This is a genomic window from Pedobacter aquatilis (assembly GCF_032678425.1).
GTDB lineage: Bacteria > Bacteroidota > Bacteroidia > Sphingobacteriales > Sphingobacteriaceae > Pedobacter > Pedobacter aquatilis_B.
The window spans coordinates 15,213-33,386 of sequence record NZ_JAVTSG010000001.1; the positions used below are offsets into that span (position 1 = coordinate 15,213).

The window sequence follows — 18,174 nt, forward strand, 5'->3', positions numbered from 1 at the left end:
ATTTATTACAAATAAATTCATGCAACGAAAAAGCCCCGAAATTTCGGGGCTTTCAATATTAGTTTGAAGAATCTTCTTCCTTCGGCTCTTCTTTTTTCTTTTCGCCTTTCTTGTGAATTACTGAAATCAGCTCTGTCTCTTTATCGTAATCGATTTCTAAAACATCACCTTCTGTTAATTCACCTTTCAGAATTTCTTCTGCAATCGGGTCCTCTAAGTATTTCTGAATTGCTCGTTTTAACGGACGAGCACCAAAATTACTATCAAATCCTTTTTCAGCAATATAGTCTTTCGCATTTTCGGTTAAGATAATATCGTAACCTAAAGTATGTACACGACCAAATAATGCCTTTAATTCGATATCAATAATTCTGAAGATTTCGTCTTTACCTAAGCTATTGAATACCACAACATCATCAACACGGTTTAAAAACTCTGGCGCAAATGCACGTTTTAAAGCGCTTTCAATTACACCACGACTATGCGATTCTGCCTGATTATTTTTAGCCGCAGTAGAGAAACCAACACCTTGACCGAAATCTTTTAACTGACGGGCACCGATATTTGATGTCATGATGATGATTGTATTTCTAAAATCAACCTTGCGACCTAAACTATCCGTTAATTGACCTTCATCTAAAACTTGTAATAAGATATTAAATACATCAGGATGTGCCTTTTCAATCTCATCTAATAAGATAACGGCATAAGGTTTTCTTCTAACTTTTTCAGTTAATTGTCCACCTTCTTCATAACCAACGTATCCCGGAGGCGCTCCCACTAAACGTGAAACCGCAAATTTCTCCATGTATTCACTCATATCAATCTGAATCAGTGAATCATCACTATCAAACATGAAACGAGCAAGTTCTTTTGCTAATTCAGTTTTACCGACACCAGTCGGACCTAAGAAAATAAATGAACCTATTGGTTTTTTAGGGTCTTTTAATCCAGCTCTAGTACGTTGGATGGCTTTTGTCAATTTCTTAATTGCATCATCCTGACCAATAATTTTCTCGGCAACTTTGTCGTACATGTTTAATAGCTTTTGGCTATCGGTTTGTCCGACACGTTGAACCGGAATACCGGTCATCATGGCTACAACTTCAGCAACATTATCTTCAGAAACTTCGTAACGTTTAGTTTTAGTTTCTGCTTCCCATTCCGCTTTAGCTTTATCTAACTCTTCAATTAGATTTTTCTCTGTATCGCGTAATTTTGCTGCTTCTTCGTATTTCTGACTGCGAACAACTTTGTTTTTCTCCAATTTGATATCTTCGATTTTTGCTTCGATATCAATAATGGTTTGAGGAACATGGATGTTTGTTAAATGCACCCTAGAACCTGCTTCATCTAAAGCATCAATCGCTTTATCTGGTAAGAAACGGTCAGAAATATAACGTGAAGTTAAAGTCACACAAGCCTCGATAGCTTCTTGAGTATAGGTTACACCGTGGTGTTCTTCATACTTATCTTTAATGCGACTTAAGATTTCAATGGTTTCATCAGGCGTAGCCGGTTCAACCATTACTTTCTGGAAACGACGATCTAAAGCACCATCTTTCTCGATGTACTGACGATATTCATCTAAGGTAGTTGCACCGATACATTGAATTTCGCCCCTTGCCAATGCAGGTTTGAACATATTTGATGCATCTAATGACCCAGAAGCACCACCAGCACCAACAATTGTATGAATCTCATCAATAAATAAAATTACATCAGTAGATTTCTCAAGCTCGTTCATTACGGCTTTCATACGCTCCTCGAACTGACCACGATATTTTGTACCCGCAACAAGCGAAGCTAAATCTAACGTAACTACACGCTTACCAAAAAGCACACGCGACACTTTACGTTGTACAATGCGTAAGGCTAAGCCTTCTGCAATTGCCGATTTACCAACACCAGGCTCACCAATTAATATCGGATTGTTCTTTTTTCTACGAGATAAAATTTGCGATACACGCTCAATTTCTTTCTCGCGGCCAACAATCGGGTCTAAACGACCTTCTTCTGCAGCCTTTGTTAAATCACGACCGAAATTATCTAAAACCGGAGTTTTCGATTTAATATCCGAAACTTTTTTAGGCGTGCTAAAGCTTTCTTCTTCACGATAATCATCATCGCCACCAGTTGATGCGCTGTTTGAAACATCGTCTCTGAAGCCATTTTTATTTACTTCAACTTCTTGTTTAAAAACATCATAAGTAACTCCATATTGCAACAATATTTGCGAGGCGATGTTATCATCATCTCTCAAAACGGATAGCAATAAATGTTCGGTGCCAATTAAATCGCTTTTAAATATCTTAGCTTCTAAGTAAGTAATTTTTAAAACTTTTTCTGCCTGTTTCGTTAATGGAATATTGCCCAAGTTTACAGTAACACTAGAAGTACCGCGAACAGCATCTTCAATCGAGCGACGTAATTTACCAGTATCAACTCCTAACGATCGTAAAATTTTTATAGCCATCCCATCGCCTTCGCGGATGAGGCCTAATAATAAATGTTCGGTTCCAATGTAATCATGCCCTAAGCGGAGCGCTTCCTCCCTACTAAAAGAGATTACATCTTTAACCTGTGGTGAAAATTTTGCTTCCATAATACCTTTCTTAACAGCTCGCCCCTAAACTATAAAATAAATTATAAAAAGAGTACTTGCTGATTTGTTTATTTTATCAACAATTGCGCCATACAGGTTGATAAAACCACCGTATGGAATCCCCGTACCAAAAAATTGTGGCAGTCCATTAGTCAAATCAATTAGCAATTATGTAAATAAATCTGAGTAATAAACTGTTTTTGCAGGCTTTAAAAGGAAAACTAATATCAATTCCTTTCGATTAATTCATTTTGTCGGTTTATTGTAAGGATTTTTAGCGATTATTTAACTGACAAATTGTAGCATTTCGCTTATGCAATTTACAAATTTTGACAGAAATATAAAAGCAACATGACATCATTTAACATAAACGTTGAACAAAAGCGAACAACTGCAACATCACAATAGTAGAGGTATATTACTATTATACGAAAATAACCCGTTTACAGTTGTTTTTGTTTTTAGAAAAGCAATGGCCTTGCTACTATGAATGCTAGTCCCGCTCTCGCTGCAATCTTTTTGCAGTTCACGTCATGCTATAGAACAGCCTGTCCCGAGACGCTTGCAGATAGCAGTTTATTTAAATTTGCTGCTAAGCAAAAAGTATTTTCGCTAAATCGGGTTTATTGAGCAAATGCTTTTAAAACATTAACATTCTGCCGCCGCATGCGCTTGCTTCTTTGCGGTTAAGGTTGCGCCGCCGCTTGCAATAATAACTAAAGCTACTGCAAGCCATTCGTTAACAGATAAATATTCGTGTAAAAAAATAAGTCCAGAAAGTGCAGCCGCAGCTGGTTCCAAACTCATTAAAATACTAAAAGTTTTTGCTGGGATTTTTTTGAGCGCACCCATTTCTAAAGTAAAAGGAATTGCACTTGATAATAATGCTAATGCCAAGCCAGATAACATAAATCCTGGCGTTACTTTCTGAAAAAGACCATCAAAGATGGCAACAGGTAAAACCAAAGCTGATGCAAAAATCATCCCAATGGTTACGGCTTTTCCCCCATCCATTATTTGTGAAATTTTGCCACCCATAACAATGTAGCCTGCCCAAAAAGCACCGGCCAATAAAGCCAAAAATGCGCCTAATAAATCTACGCCATTACCATTCCATGGCGCAATTAAAGCAATGCCAGCCGCAGCTAGTATCACCCATAAAAAATCTAAAATACGTTTAGAACCAGCTATTGCTAAAACCAAAGGGCCAATAAATTCGAGGGTTACGCCTAAACCAAGTGGAATTCTGGCAATGGCAAAATAAAACACCAGATTCATTGCCCCTAAAGTTATACCGTATAAAGAAACAGCTTTCCACTGTGCTTTGGTTAAGTTTTTTAAACTTGGTTTATTGTAAATAAATAGAATTATTGCTGATAAAACTATCCTTAAAGCCGATGTTGATGCAGGACCTAAAACCGGAAAAATACCCTTTGCAATTGCGGCTCCACCCTGTACACTTATAATAGATAATAGCACCGCCGGAACTGGTGGTAAAGTGAATGCTGCTTTATTTTTCATCGAAAAGGATATTTCCGCAAAAGTAATATTTTTAATCACATGCCGTAAAAGGGAATTGATTGAAAAAAAGCATTCGTTTATATAATGAAATGCTTATATTTAATAAAATTCAACTCTATGTTATTATTTGCTGTCCCTTTATATTTCGCTGCTTTTATTGGCTGGTTAATTTATGCAGGTTTGATTAAGAAAAATATTAAACAGAGCATGCAATTGGTGTATGTTGGGTCTATTTTCTCCCTTATCTGGATTGTAATTGCAGCACTATCCTACTGCTAAATTTCTAAAAATCATAACTTCGATGTGAAGCTATAAGTTCCAGAACCAACTTTTTCCTTTTTATCCGTTCCAGGTAAGGTGACAATTGCAGTAGAATTTACCGGGATAGTAACTTCTAGTTTGAATATGCCATTGGTTATTGTCCACGATGATTTTATTTTACCGTAAACGGTTTCCAATTCTCCCGTTGCACTTGTTAACTGTCCCCCTGGCTTTGGCGATATTTCAAAAACTTTGTAACCAGGATTTTCTTCAATTAAATTTATACCTGCAATATTTTTATACATCCAATCGCCAATAGCGCCATAAGCATAGTGATTAAATGAATTCATATCAGCCGTTTGAAAAGAACCATCTTGTTTAAGTCCATCCCAACGTTCCCAAATAGTTGTAGCACCCATCTTTACCGGATAAAGCCAGGATGGATAACTTTCTTGCAGTAGCAAGTCATAAGCCACATTTTGATAGCCAAATCGGCTTAATACATGACATAAATAAGGAGTACCTAAAAACCCTGTGGTTAAATGATTTCCATAACTTTTCACATTATCAACCAAACGCTTTGCAGCCTGCTGACGCAGATTCTCTGGAAGCATATCAAACTGTAAGGCTAAAACATAAGCGGTTTGCGTGTTCGAAACTAACTTTCCAGTTGGTGTCATGTATTCTTGCACATAAGCTTTCTTCACTTTCTCCAGAAATTCTGTATATTTTTTCACCTCATCCGTTTTACCCAAAACCTTTGAAGTATTAATTAATAACTGAACTGAATTTGCATAAAAGGTTTGCGCAATCATGTATTTATCGGTAACCGCTGCTCGTCCATCATTATCATCATTGGGGCGGTAAAAAAGCCAATCGCCAAAATGAGAACCACTATTCCATAAATTATCTTTAGCCTGACTTGAAATGTAATCTACCCACTTTTGCATACTTTGATATTGCGTTTCGAGTATATTTTTATCACCATAAGATAAATACATTGCCCAGGGAATAATCGTAGCAGCATCAGCCCAACCCGCAGAACCTGCATCTCTTTCATTAAGTACATTCGGGATAACATAGGGAACACTTCCATTTGGAAGTTGGTCTGCGCTAACATCTTTTAACCACTTTGTAAAAAACGATGAAACATCCATATTATAAGCAGCCGTGTTAGCAAAGGCTTGCGCATCGCCAGTCCAGCCTAAACGTTCGTCTCTTTGCGGACAATCAGTCGGAACGTCAACAAAATTCCCTTTTTGCCCCCATTCAATATTATGTTGTAATTGGTTTAGCAAAGGATTTGAAGTTGTGAATTTCCCGGTCGAAGCCATATTTGAATAAACTGCAACTGCGGTAAAATTTTCTGGCTTTAATTCACCCGGATAGCCTTCTACTTTAACATATCTAAAGCCTTGAAAGCTGAAATGAGGCTCAAAGGTTTCAACACCATCACCCTTAAGTATATAATTATTCTGTTGTTTTGCCGAACGCAGATTGGTTGTGTAAAAATTTCCATTTTTATCCAGAACCTCTGCATGGCTTAGCGTAATTTTAGTTCCGGCATTACCTTTAGCAGTTACCTGTACCCATCCAACCATGTTTTGTCCAAAATCTATAACAGTTTCGCCAAGCGGTGTTTTTAAAATTTTTAAGGCTTTAAATTCTTCATGCTTGCTCACCGAAGGTCCACTCATTCCAACTAATTTTTCGGTTCCTTTTTCTAGTATGCGAACAGGTTTCCAAACATCAGATTCTTTATAACCAACATTATCCCAACCAGACAATTCCTTTCTTGCATCATAAGTTTCTCCATCATAAATACTGGAAGCCAAAATTGGCCCGTTTGTACTCTTCCAGCTATCATCACTTATAATTAGCTCTTTTGTTCCATCGGTATATTCAACCTCAATTTGTAAAAGCAAAGCTCTGGTATCACCATAAAATCTACTTTGGTTTGAAAAACCGATTCTTCCTTTGTACCAACCATCACCTAAAGAAACCGCAATAACATTCTGCCCTTTTTTTAGCGTTTTAGTTATCGGATAAACCTGGTATTGAATATGATTTTTGTAACTGGTCCAGCCGGGTGTAAAATAATCATTGCTGATTCTTGCACCATTTAAATTTGCCATATACAATCCTTTTGCAGTTACGTAGGCATTTGCAGATTTTACATCTTTTTTAAGAATAAACTCTTTACGCAAAAGTGGACTTGCGAATGAAGTATCTTGTCCTTGAACAGTTATCCATTTCGCCTGCCAATCTTCAGGCTTTAATCCGGTTTGAAAATATTTTATTGCAGACCAAGCTGAAGTATTTCCATGATTATCTTTTATGCGTACTTGCCAAAAATATCTCGTTTTGGATGCTAGCTTACCACCAGCGTAACGAACAAATACAGATTGAGCACTTGCTTTAGATTGCTGCCACACTATTTTTTTTAATGATGTGGCTTCTGAAAGCCGAATTTCGTAATGGCTTTGTGAGGTGTTTTTTAAGGTTGAATTAATTTTCCAGCTGAAACCTGGATTAGCGTTATCAACACTCAGGGGATTATCGAGCATATCAACTGTTAAATCATAAGTAGATAATTTTTGTCCGTAAGATTGAACAAACAATAAAGTTAAGCTAAAAAGCAGTATACCCGATTTAAACGAAAGCCTCATAACGATTAGATTGATTTATATTGCAAAATATCAATAAAATCGCTAAATCACTACTGTTATTCAGCCAGATAAAAAAAATAGCAATTATAAATCAAAAGGAATATTAAAACCACTGGCATTATACCATTGTAGCTTTTTATAGTAAGTAAGGTTTACATCACCAGAAAATGGAATATAACAAGTTAAGCCTGAAAACTTTTTGATGGGAACACCTATAAAATTAGAAGTAGCGGCTTTATACAATATGGTTTTGCTTAATTGCGCATTTAGCAAACTTAAGTCAGAAGCACTAAAGTTATGTTCCAGAAAATCGCCAAAATCGTAAGTAGCAACGGGGAAATTGTAGGTAAAATCTAAACGTTGGATATTATCACTAACAAACTTATCTCCATATTTTTTTGATTTTGACATTAAAGATTTCATTTCAGTAGCAAGCGGAACCAATTCGCTCGTTTTTATCAAAACAACTGTTGCTGATTGCCTGTCATCCTGGTAAGCATTGTAATAATCGTAGTACGCCTTGGCAACATTAGGCAGTTGATCAGAAGTTTTAAAGAGCAATGATGTTATATTTTGATATGGAAAACTTTCGGCAATAGTTTCGGCAGGAGAAGCGATAATATAATTTGCTTTGTCTTTAAATTCGTATAAAACCTCTACGCCACCCATTGAGCAGGCATCAAAAATTATAAATTCCAAATTATTTGGCAGTGCATTTTTTAGGTCGATGATATCAATTTCCTTTCCCGTATCTCTTCCGAAAGATTTTGTTTTGATTGCCGTACTTACAGGCGCCCAAGCCGTAGCATGCGACCATAACACTAAACCATAACTTTCTGCCGGATATTCTTGTTGCGCGTACTTAACTACATCCTTCAAAAATTCAGCGTCAGATGCAGGGCTATTTTCAAAAACTTTAACCGTATCACTTACGAGTTTATTGACATCACTATCATATTTAATTTTTAGCAAATAAGAACGCACGCTACTCGTTTTGATGTATACCAATAAAGTACCATCCAAATCTGCTGCGCCTTTCTCCATCATGTTGATACTGTTCAAAGCATCATAACGTAAATCATTATTGGCTTCCATATAAACCAAAACCATCTTTTTTACAACCTGCTTTTCGGGCAAAACATCGACAGATTTTTTACATGAAAAACCTAATGAAATAAAGGCTATTATAAGTAGCGATTTTAGAACAGAACGCATTGCTAAATTTGATTTTTCCATTGATTTACTGCTCCAAAAATACTTATAAAATCATTTGTTGTTAACCATTCCTAAATGTGGTAGATACTTGAAACCGCTCAAAGTAAAAATCACTTCACCATAATTCACAACTTGTAGGTCTGCGCCACAAACACAGAAACAAACCATAAAAAGCCATAACAAAACTGATTATCAAAAAGTTAAAAATAAAAGTTTGCTGAATATTAGATTTTAAAGTAGATATCACATTTGAAATCGATAGAAACGCTTACAAAAAATCATATTAATAAAGTGTTATGCTTTAATTTTTATTTCCGAAAATGTTAACATAAGCTTTTCTTTCGCTTAATCAGCAGCGTACAATTTAGCCCTTTCTTTGTAGAGAAATTTAACTAAATCATTCTAACTACTCTCAAAAAACAACTAATACGTAAAACAAATAATACGTTTTTACACCTAATTCTGCAAAAGAATTTACCCTCCGAAACAAATAAAAAAACAATAATTATTAAGTATGAAAATTAAAAATTTACAAATTACATCTATGGCTATGCTTGTACTTTTAGGCGCTTCGTGCCGAAAAGACAATGCTCCAGAAGTTGGAAATGAAACTCGTACAGCCGTGCAGTTTTCATCGTCAATTAATGGGCAAATCAAAACAAAAGCAGCTGATAATAGCTGGGCCGCAAATGATGCAATCGGTGTGTTTATGAAAACCGGAAATGGTTTAACAAACATTCTTGCTGATAACAAATCGTATTTAACCACAGGTGATGGAGCATTTAAACCAACATCAGCAGATCAAACTATTTTCTATCCTGAAGATGGAAAAATGGTAGACTTTATTGCTTATTATCCTTACAAGCAAACGTTAACGGCTAACAGCTATTCGGTTGATGTTAATAATCAAAGTAACCAACCAGCAATCGATTTATTGTATGCAAATAATGCAACTGGTTTAAGTAAAACAAGTACAAATGCAAACCTTGTTTTCGCTCACCAATTATCAAAAATCGAAATCAGTGTTAAAAATGGTACAGGTGTAGCAGATTTGAACGGCTTATCAACCAACATCGATGGTGTTAAAACTATTGCCACTTTCAATTTAGCTTCTGGAACTTTAGGTACAAGTACGCAAGTTGCTAATGTATTGGCTAAAACAAGCGTAAAAAATGGCGTAACTGTATCTGAAGCTATCTTATTACCAACAACAGATGAAACTGCAACAAAAGTAATTTTCACTTTAGGCACTAAAACCTTCACTTGGGCTTTACCAACAGGAACTAAATTTGAGCAAGGTAAAAAATACAGCTACGAAATTGAGTTAAAAGGCGAAGGCACTGGAAACTCTGGTATCGCAGCATCTTTAAAAGCAATCATAACCAACTGGAATGATGTTCCATCTGGAAATTACAGCTTAGATCAGGAAACCGTTATCGTAACGCCGCCAACAATGTCTGGTTATATGGAAATGCCTTTAATCAATACTGACGAAAATACGGTATTTGTTTCTCATGATTTCCCGGGTAGAGCAGGTGTAAGAAACTATGCAATGCTTTACGATAAAAAATATAAGATGGCTTATTGGGTAGCTTATCCATTACACGCTTCTTATATCGGAAGTTCTGGTCGTAGTGATGCATGGGCATTTGATCCGAAAATCCCGCAAAGCGGACAAGTTGATTTAAGCAGTTCATTTGGTAATGGATATGACAGAGGTCACCAAATTCCAAGTGGCGACCGTACTGCTACAAGAGATTTAAATGCAACGACTTTCTATTATTCGAACATGACGGCTCAGGTTTCATCAATGAATCAAGGCATCTGGAACAATTTAGAGCAACAAGTTAGAACCTGGACTGCACAAAGTGATACACTTTACGTAGTAACGGGTGCAGAAATTAAAACTGCAACTGATGCAAACATTACTTATTCTAAAGGTTCTGCAATTCCTAAATATTACTACAAAGCTTTAGCGATGAAAAAAGGTAATACTTACTACACAATTGGTTTCAGAATCAACAATCAGGTAATCCCATCAGGAAATAATTACAACACTTACCGTGTAAGCGTTAGCGATTTAGAAAAAGAAACTGGATATACTTTCTTCCCTAAACTTTCTAATGAAGTTAAAGGCACAATTGATAATACCATCTGGAAATAAATTAAACCGAAATACAATTTAAAAAATGAGAAATCAGAACATTTTATTTGCAACAGCAATTTCGCTGTTTGTATTGAGCAGCTCTTGCAAAAAAGAAACTACACCAGAAGTACCAAACCAAAATGGTAATGCTGTTAAGTTTTCATCATCAATTAATGGTCAAATTAAAACTAAAGCCGTTAATGATACTTGGGAAACCAGCGATGCGATTGGTGTATTTATGAAAACCGGAACTGGTTTAACAAATGCTACAGCTTCAAATAAAAACTATAACACCACAGGTGATGGCGAATTTAAACCATCAACTACCGACCAAACAATTTTTTACCCTGCTGATGGCAGCACAGTTGATTTTGTTGCTTACTATCCATTCAAATCATCAATTCCTGGAAATATTTATTCAGTTGATGTGACAAACCAAAGCAGCCAAAGTGCAATTGATTTATTGTATGCAAACAATGCAACTGGTTTAAGCAAAACCAGCACAACTGCAAATCTTGTTTTTACGCACCAATTATCAAAAGTTGAATTCACTGTAAAAAATGGAACTGGTGTTGCTAACTTAACTGATTTAACTGTTGCTTTAGCGGGCTTAAACACTAAAGCAAACTTCGATTTAGCTACTGGTATTTTATCTGGTGCTTCACAAGTTGTTGATGTACCTGCAAAAACAACGGCTAAAACTGGTTCAGTATTAGCTGAAGCAATCGTTGTTCCAACGGCAGATGCTAGCGGCAAAGTTGTAACGTTCTCACTTCCGGCAGGAAAATTCAAATTAACATTACCTGCAGGAAGCAAATTTGAGCAAGGTAAAAAATATACTTACGAAGTTGAACTTAAAAACAGCCCTACTAACGAGCCTGTGGCAGTTGCTTTAACAGCTGTAATTACAAACTGGAATAACGTTCCATCTGGTTCATATGTTGTAGACCAGGATAAAGAAGTAGTAACGCCACCATCAGAGCAAGTACTTTATACTGAAACTTTTGGTGTAGGTGCTGCAACTGCAAGACCAAAAATCAGTGCTTATTCGGGTTGGGCTAATCCATCTTTCACTTTCAGCGATAGCTATGGTGCAACAGATTTAAGAACAATCAGTTCTTTCCCTGATAACATCCATGCCTGGTTACCAGCAAACAGAGATGCTTCTTTAAAAATCGAAAACATCGCGGTTACTGGTTTCACTAAATTGAAACTTAAATATGATTTAGCACCAAATGCTTCATCAGCAAGCTCTGCTTCAGATTTTAACGTAATCACAGTTAAAGTTAATGGCGTAGCGGTTACAGTTCCTAGTCGCCCGGTTGGTTTTGCAGATAACAACAAATTCTCTACAATCGAATTGAGCAACATCCCTGCGCAAGCTAATAACACTATCGAATTCTTTGGAGCTTCAACTGCAAATAATTTAGGTATGCGTTTAGATAACGTTGTAATTATTGGTGTAAACTAATTCAGTAATCATCCTTATTTCAAAGGCGTGTTTCTTAACTGAAACACGCCTTTTTTGTGTTTGGCTTGTAAATAGTATCTTTATTCCAATCTATAATCATCACCAAAAGTTGAAAACGCCCTAATTAAGTTCTACATGAGAGAAGTTATCCACCAATATGCTGTTGAACTCGATTGGATGGACGATATGGCAAAACAATTGGATGGCTATGTAGAAAATCATCTGATTAAAGTACCGGAACATGTTCTTTCTGGAACACGATATGCTTGCCCGATTGATGAAAACCTGACCGCTTTTTTACTTGATGTTACATACCATGAGGATGTACTATTCAAAATGCGAAACCAACGGGATGATTTTGTTGGCATTTATTTTAATTTAACCGAAGGTGATGCCATTCATTTGATGAACGAAGTATCAAGACCAGTTGGAAGATGGGCTATTAATTTGGCTATTGTTGATGCTACGCTTTCAGGAGATTATTTAATTAAAGCAGGAAGCGTTACTTACATGATTTCGATTTTCCTTAAGAAACAAATACTTAAAGAATATATTGAAGCCTTACCAACCTTAAGCGAACACGCTGATGCTATTTTTGATACCGATAAAAACACGATTATCCGATTTGATAGAATGACAAGTGAAGCCTGGCATTTGATGAACGATTTTAGAAAAATTGATTTCAACAATCCATTGTTTGATACTTATTTCAAGGCAACTGTTTATGGCCTAATGTCGAATTTTATGGATCAGATTGTACACGAAGAAATTATCCTCGAAAAAGTTAATCAAACTGATATTGTAAATATTATTACTGTACAGGAATATCTAATTGCGCATATTAAAGCTCCATTTCCTGGTATTACTTTTATTGCCGCAATGGCAAACATGTCTGAAACGAAGTTTAAAACACTCTTCAAAAAAATTACTGGTTCAACCGCACACACTTTCTTCTTAACCAATAAAGTTAATTTAGCAAAGGAAATGCTCGAAACCGCCAATTATTCCATCAGCCAAATTGCAGATGAACTTAACTTTTCTGATGCTTCGCATTTAATAGAACAGTTTAAACAAGTTTACGGGCAAACTCCGAAGGATTATTTAAATTTTCTCTGATATGGATTTGGATAGAAAAGTGTTTCCTTATCATTATACATTAGAACCCAATTGGCAAGTTCAGTTTGCCAATATTTTAGGCGCTAAACTCATCGATAATAAAATAATCGAACTACCAGAAAAATTAGGAAAAGGTTCTTCAATTTTTTTACAAGTTATGCCCGGTTTATCAGTCTTTCTATTAGATATGACCTTTAAAATTCCGGTTTCTATTGTGCGTACACCAACAGACCAGCAAATTTATATGGCTTACTTTGATATGGGCGATGAGATAACGACACATCTACTCGACGGAACAATACATCGCGTAGGTTATAATGCTAAACTTGGGCTTGCTTTCATGGATTCGACCGTAAAAGGCGTAATTATGCCTCCGGTTAATGAAAGGTGTTATAGTCTGCGTTTAATAATCGATAAAAAAATCATTCGGGAATTTTTATATCAGAAAAAAGGAATGGAAATTTCAGATAAACTGCTTGACCATAGTTGCAATACACTTTTCTTTTACTCACATATCGATAGCCGCAGCAAACACTTGCTCAACAATTTAAAAAATATTTCCTTTAACGAGCCTTCTTTTCAACTAAAATTAAAAAGTACTGCGCTATTTATATTCAGTTACTTGTTAGAAAGAGCAAGTGAGTTTAAAACCACTTACAATAAATTATCCGAAACGGATATTAACAACATTACAAAAACTTCAGATTACCTACTCGATAATTTACTTAAAGAATTTCCTGGTTTAGATTTTTTGGCAGCTATGGCCGAAATGTCTGTTTCAAAATATAAAACGCTATTCAAGAAGATTTTGAAAGACTCGCCAAATAAATTTTTCCTGAGTGAAAAACTGCATCTAAGTCAAGTGCTGTTAAAAAACGGAACTTACAAAAATATAACCGATTTGGCTTACTACTTGGCTTATACAAAACCCAGTTACTTTTCAGAAGTTTACAAACAAAAGTTTGGTGTGCTTCCAAGCAAAGATTTAGTTAAACAATCAACTTAAAAATTTAAGAATTAATAACTCATCAATTTTCGGATTGCTTGAAACATTTAGCGAAGTGCTTTCGCCCAGGCAAGTAACTTCCAAACCTTTACAACTGCATTCCAAAACCACAAAACCAGCACTATCAACATTATCTGCATATTCACTTGCAACATCAGCATGTATTAATTCATTTGGAAAAATAACCGGATGTCCTGAAACCACAATATATTTCTTAAGTACCATAGCAATTAATTTTAATACAAAATTACCGCAGCGGCGATTTTCAGACCTCCAATAAAAGACATTTGTATAGGAAAACAAGACCGATTTTATGTATTGAGATTTACTTTATCAAACTGAGCTTCACCTGAGGCGCCTTACTAAAAAAACCGACATATTTAGGTTCGCCCGAGCAGGATGATTTACTCAGTTTACTTTCTGCTGATTTACTTCTCAATTGATGTTACATACCCGGTTAATATGAACAGGTTTTTCAGAAAATGGTCACCACAGACCAAAGTCAGCATAAACACCTGCATGCCTCCTGCATCATATCTCATTGGAATTTCAATCTCTGCATTCCCTCCTCCGTCCACTACTTAATTTTAGGTATTTTAATAATTTCTCATTCATAATCCAAACCGAATCCCTAACTTTCTAACTAGAAAATAGATAGTTATACATCTTGACCAAATATTGGGAATTAAAGCGGCCTCAGTATTCTCGACCAAATTATAAAAAATCGTGTCTGGTTCAGGCATCATATATAGAGCCTATGTTCACCATCAAAAACTAAACGCTAATAACTCAAAAACAATGGCTACACCGAAGCTCGGATACAATCCCGATTTCCTCAAACAACCGCTCCCCTTTCCCGAGCTCGATCTCAGTGATTGCGTACCTTTACTAGATGGCAAAGGACATGAAATCAAGTATACCCATTTCAGTCTTTTTCAGCACCGGGTCAGAAAACTGCCCTTACTGGCAGCGGTCAACATCAGTGGAGAGGCATACAGTGCGGCCAGCAGAACGGGCGGAGACGTTTGGAAATACTGCGAGCAAATTGATGAAAAGTACCAGATAGACAATTCCTTTTATTCTAAAGACTTGAACACCTTCGACCGCGGGCATATCGTGCGAAGGGTGGATCCATGCTGGGGAGATGAGCAAACCAGCACCCAAGCAGAAAAAGACACTTTCAACTGGGCAAACTGCAGCCCTCAGCATACAGACTTAAACCAGCGTTCAGGCATCTGGTACCAACTTGAGCAGCACATTATGGAGAAAGGTGTCAAAGACAAAATAGCAGATATATCCGTTTTTGCTGGACCTGTTCTGGACAAAAGGGATTTGAATTTCATCAAGCCATACAAAAACAACCCCATACAAATCCCTTCAGTATTCTGGAAAGTAATCGTATGGAAGAAAAGCAATGGAAAACTATACGCGGTTGGCTTTATTATGAGTCAGTGGGAATTCATCAAGGATAAAATGATAAACGGCGCAAAGATGGAACAGGCTATTTTGAAACCAAAAAAGAAGCTGGAAGATGATTATTTCGAAACCCTGAAGTTCAGCGACCATAAAACTTATCAGGTCAGCATCAAGGAAATCGAAAAAGCGACTGGCATCAGCTTTAGCTGGAGCGGCGTCAGTTTTCCATTTAAGAAAGCAAAAGCTCAGGCCATTACCGCTGAACCCGTAAAAAAGGTGGAAAGTTATGCGTCAGTTTTTAATGTGCGCTTATCCCCTGCCAGAAATAAAGAATCCGAGATAACCCAAACGCAAATCAAGGCCTTGGAAAAAGCAGGCGAAGGCTATAGATTAAAACGGTTTGAGCTTAAAAACATCACCCTTTAGCATATAAATCTTAATACCAAACAAATGAATCATTTATTATTAATCATTCTGGATGCAGCTACGTCAGCTGCTAAAGATGCCGGGGCATTCAATCCTGGAGATTTTGCGACCATTGGCTCAATGACAACCTTAGCAGGTTCTTCAACCATTATCTACATCATTTGCGGAACCCTCCAAAGGGTATTCAATTGGAATCCAAAATGGTTAGCACTTCTGCTTTCGCTAATATTCTCCTTCGTCATTGCCCTCGGCACGAATACTTTCGGTAGTACAGCTATAAAATACCTGATTGCATTTGTTAATGGCTTTATGATTTATGCGGCGGCAACGGGAACCAATACAGTTGTGGCCGGGAGCGGTGGCGGCGCAGGTAAGGAAAGTGCAAAGCCAGTAATAAAACCAAAACGGAATTTCCTCACCAGCTGGTTTGTTAACTAATCAAAAACATCATGCAAAAAAACAAAAGGCAGAACTACATCCTTTTACCGATCAACGGAACAGAAGTCAACGTAAAAAACAATCCGAAAGTTGCCGATTTCCTCAGCAATATGGACAACCATTTTAATATGCCGGAACTTTCGGCCTCGATGACCTTTAGCGCAAGGAATATGGCAAGTATTGAAGATCAGGAAATTGAAGTAACAGTTCTGGATTCGATAAAAAGCAATGGTGCAAAACTCGTTACTCTAGACAACCAGGAAATGGCCAGTTTCCGATTTTCCTATCCGGGACTGCGCATCATTCCCGAAAAATTTTATGAACTTTCAGCTACCAGAGAAAGTATACTGAACAAAATCACTTCACGTTTTGCGAACACTACTGTAGATATATTGATCACCGACAAGGACGGTAATCCAGTCGAAGGCGCTCTCGTTATCGCCTTCACCAATTACAAAAACAGGCAAGGTGCTGATGGCAAATCCAATACATCCGGACGGGTAAAGTTAAAACTCAATAAATCAAAAATAGAAAGGCTCCTGGTTTACCCCGCTCATTCTTTTTGGGGCATTTATAAAAAGAACCTGGAGTATTCCGTCCCTTTACATTTTAAACTCGACACCATCGACTTGGCAGCTGATGATAGCTTGCGCCATTTCTACCCGACCCGTACGTATCCACCAATAGAAAATAAGATTCGGATTGGGGTTATCGATACAGGGATAGGTCCACATGTAAATCTTCCTGTTGGGGGTGGGAAAAATCTGGTAACTGATGAAGAGGAAACAGACTTCAGCGACTTGGATGGCCATGGTACCCATGTAGCAGGCATTATTGCAGGGATAGGTGATATGCCTGGCCTTGCAGCCGGCGTAGACATCCTGGCCTACAAAGTATTTCCAAAAGATGAAAAGGCATCCAACTTCTATATTATGAAAGCCATCGAACAAGCTATTCACGATAAATGCGATCTGATAAATATGAGCCTTGGAGAGGAAGAATTGGACGAAGGCCTGACCAGTTCGATTAAGGATGCTTATGATGCTGGAATCCTTTGTTTTGCAGCAAATGGCAACGACTACCGTTCGCCGGTAAGTTTTCCTGCAGCATACAGTCTTTCTATAGCCGTTTCAGCCTTTGGCAGAAAAGATACCTTTCCAAACGGTACAACCCAGGTTGCAAATGTGTCAGCCCCGTACGGGATAGACAATAAAAACTTTGTGGCTGACTTTTCTAATAGTGGACCTGAAACTGATTTGACAGCCCCGGGCGTTGGTATCATTTCCACTGTTCCGGATGACAAATATGCAGTGATGGATGGCACAAGCATGGCCTGCCCTGCTGCGGTAGGAGCGGCGGCCAGATTGCTGTCAACAAGGCCCGACCTTTTGAAACTCAAGCGTGACCAGACCCGTGCCGATGAAATTCTCAAGTTTTTGTCAAAAAACATACAACCTATTGGATTTGGTGCTACCTTTGAAGGTAAAGGAATGTTAATCATATGAACTACATCATAAAACATACCGGGGCGGGAAAGCCTAATCTTGATAAAGTTAGAAAAGTAATCCAGGCACTTAAAGGCCACTTGATAGATGGGAGTAGCCTGCCGAAAATGGGGCTCGTCAAAATCGAGCCGCAGGAACTGGATAAGTTAAAACATGAATTAGAAGGATTCAATATTTTCCCAGAGAAGTCTTATAAAATTCCTACGACCGTAAAGAAACCCCACAAAACAGGATTTTGAAATATAGATAAGCTGAGCTAAATAATTTAACCCCTTTCTAAATTCGTGCTCGCCTGATTGCTTTTCCATCTTCGGAAAGAACTGGTTGTTAAAGAAAAGCGTATATTTTTCGGCACTTATTTCCTTTGATGCTATAGGTT

The 18,174-nt window shown here is 37.2% G+C and carries 13 protein-coding genes; 8 read left to right on the forward strand and 5 right to left on the reverse strand.

All coding sequences use genetic code 11. From position 1 onward, the window contains the following. Window positions 1-58: 58 nt before the first annotated feature. From R2Q16_RS00070 to R2Q16_RS00085, 4 genes are all read right to left on the reverse strand, one after another. Window positions 59-2,605, reverse strand: a complete 2,547-nt coding sequence (locus tag R2Q16_RS00070) for an ATP-dependent Clp protease ATP-binding subunit (RefSeq protein WP_316734412.1) — start codon at window positions 2,603-2,605, stop codon at window positions 59-61. Window positions 2,606-3,253: 648 nt separating this feature from the next. Further along, window positions 3,254-4,126 (reverse strand): EamA family transporter, encoded by an 873-nt coding sequence (locus R2Q16_RS00075; RefSeq protein ID WP_316734413.1) that lies wholly within the window; start codon window positions 4,124-4,126, stop codon window positions 3,254-3,256. Window positions 4,127-4,416: 290 nt separating this feature from the next. Continuing rightward, the gene (locus R2Q16_RS00080) at window positions 4,417-7,056 is read right to left on the reverse strand and encodes a glycoside hydrolase family 78 protein (protein WP_316734414.1); all 2,640 of its coding nucleotides are present in this window, start codon (window positions 7,054-7,056) and stop codon (window positions 4,417-4,419) included. Between the two features lie 84 nt (window positions 7,057-7,140). After that, the gene (locus tag R2Q16_RS00085) at window positions 7,141-8,292 is read right to left on the reverse strand and encodes a clostripain-related cysteine peptidase (protein WP_316734415.1); all 1,152 of its coding nucleotides are present in this window, start codon (window positions 8,290-8,292) and stop codon (window positions 7,141-7,143) included. Between the two features lie 493 nt (window positions 8,293-8,785). Between R2Q16_RS00085 and R2Q16_RS00090 the strand changes: the two genes are divergently transcribed. The 4 genes from R2Q16_RS00090 (at window position 8,786) to R2Q16_RS00105 (ending at window position 14,010) form a co-directional block, all read left to right on the forward strand. Continuing rightward, window positions 8,786-10,435 (forward strand): fimbrillin family protein, encoded by a 1,650-nt coding sequence (locus tag R2Q16_RS00090; protein ID WP_316734416.1) that lies wholly within the window; start codon window positions 8,786-8,788, stop codon window positions 10,433-10,435. Window positions 10,436-10,460: 25 nt separating this feature from the next. Next, the gene (locus tag R2Q16_RS00095) at window positions 10,461-11,888 is read left to right on the forward strand and encodes a fimbrillin family protein (protein WP_316734417.1); all 1,428 of its coding nucleotides are present in this window, start codon (window positions 10,461-10,463) and stop codon (window positions 11,886-11,888) included. Window positions 11,889-12,023: 135 nt separating this feature from the next. After that, a complete protein-coding gene (locus R2Q16_RS00100) occupies window positions 12,024-13,004 on the forward strand; it encodes an AraC family transcriptional regulator (RefSeq protein WP_316734418.1) in 981 nt (326 codons plus the stop codon). Window position 13,005: 1 nt separating this feature from the next. After that, entirely contained in the window at window positions 13,006-14,010 is a 1,005-nt protein-coding gene (locus R2Q16_RS00105; RefSeq protein ID WP_316734419.1) for an AraC family transcriptional regulator, read from the forward strand. Here R2Q16_RS00105 and R2Q16_RS00110 read toward each other — a convergent pair. Then, window positions 14,002-14,235 (reverse strand): hypothetical protein, encoded by a 234-nt coding sequence (locus R2Q16_RS00110; RefSeq protein WP_316734420.1) that lies wholly within the window; start codon window positions 14,233-14,235, stop codon window positions 14,002-14,004. The genes R2Q16_RS00105 and R2Q16_RS00110 overlap by 9 nt on opposite strands. Window positions 14,236-14,808: 573 nt before the next feature. On the opposite strand from R2Q16_RS00110, the gene R2Q16_RS00115 reads away from it, so the two are divergent. Genes R2Q16_RS00115 through R2Q16_RS00130 form a run of 4 tightly spaced genes read left to right on the forward strand, consistent with a single transcriptional unit; the run spans window position 14,809 to window position 18,034 of the window. Next, window positions 14,809-15,852, forward strand: coding sequence for a DNA/RNA non-specific endonuclease (locus tag R2Q16_RS00115; protein ID WP_316734421.1), 1,044 nt, complete (start codon window positions 14,809-14,811; stop codon window positions 15,850-15,852). Window positions 15,853-15,876: 24 nt separating this feature from the next. Then, window positions 15,877-16,290: a hypothetical protein gene (locus R2Q16_RS00120; protein ID WP_316734422.1), complete on the forward strand. Its 414-nt coding sequence runs from the start codon at window positions 15,877-15,879 to the stop codon at window positions 16,288-16,290. Window positions 16,291-16,301: 11 nt separating this feature from the next. Beyond that, window positions 16,302-17,795 (forward strand): S8 family serine peptidase, encoded by a 1,494-nt coding sequence (locus R2Q16_RS00125; protein WP_316734423.1) that lies wholly within the window; start codon window positions 16,302-16,304, stop codon window positions 17,793-17,795. Next, on the forward strand, window positions 17,792-18,034 hold the full coding sequence (locus R2Q16_RS00130; RefSeq protein ID WP_316734424.1) for a hypothetical protein: 243 nt from the start codon (window positions 17,792-17,794) through the stop codon (window positions 18,032-18,034). Before R2Q16_RS00125 ends, R2Q16_RS00130 begins: the two co-directional genes overlap by 4 nt. Window positions 18,035-18,174: the final 140 nt, after the last annotated feature.

Bases quoted from the DNA above. Each gene is read 5' to 3' on its own strand.
- R2Q16_RS00070 (WP_316734412.1), bottom strand. From the start codon at position 2,605: ATGGAAGCAAAATTTTCACCACAGGTTAAAGATGTAATCTCTTTTAGT.
- R2Q16_RS00075 (WP_316734413.1), bottom strand. From the start codon at position 4,126: ATGAAAAATAAAGCAGCATTCACTTTACCACCAGTTCCGGCGGTGCTA.
- R2Q16_RS00080 (WP_316734414.1), bottom strand. From the start codon at position 7,056: ATGAGGCTTTCGTTTAAATCGGGTATACTGCTTTTTAGCTTAACTTTA.
- R2Q16_RS00085 (WP_316734415.1), bottom strand. From the start codon at position 8,292: ATGGAAAAATCAAATTTAGCAATGCGTTCTGTTCTAAAATCGCTACTT.
- R2Q16_RS00090 (WP_316734416.1), top strand. From the start codon at position 8,786: ATGAAAATTAAAAATTTACAAATTACATCTATGGCTATGCTTGTACTT.
- R2Q16_RS00095 (WP_316734417.1), top strand. From the start codon at position 10,461: ATGAGAAATCAGAACATTTTATTTGCAACAGCAATTTCGCTGTTTGTA.
- R2Q16_RS00100 (WP_316734418.1), top strand. From the start codon at position 12,024: ATGAGAGAAGTTATCCACCAATATGCTGTTGAACTCGATTGGATGGAC.
- R2Q16_RS00105 (WP_316734419.1), top strand. From the start codon at position 13,006: ATGGATTTGGATAGAAAAGTGTTTCCTTATCATTATACATTAGAACCC.
- R2Q16_RS00110 (WP_316734420.1), bottom strand. From the start codon at position 14,235: ATGGTACTTAAGAAATATATTGTGGTTTCAGGACATCCGGTTATTTTT.
- R2Q16_RS00115 (WP_316734421.1), top strand. From the start codon at position 14,809: ATGGCTACACCGAAGCTCGGATACAATCCCGATTTCCTCAAACAACCG.
- R2Q16_RS00120 (WP_316734422.1), top strand. From the start codon at position 15,877: ATGAATCATTTATTATTAATCATTCTGGATGCAGCTACGTCAGCTGCT.
- R2Q16_RS00125 (WP_316734423.1), top strand. From the start codon at position 16,302: ATGCAAAAAAACAAAAGGCAGAACTACATCCTTTTACCGATCAACGGA.
- R2Q16_RS00130 (WP_316734424.1), top strand. From the start codon at position 17,792: ATGAACTACATCATAAAACATACCGGGGCGGGAAAGCCTAATCTTGAT.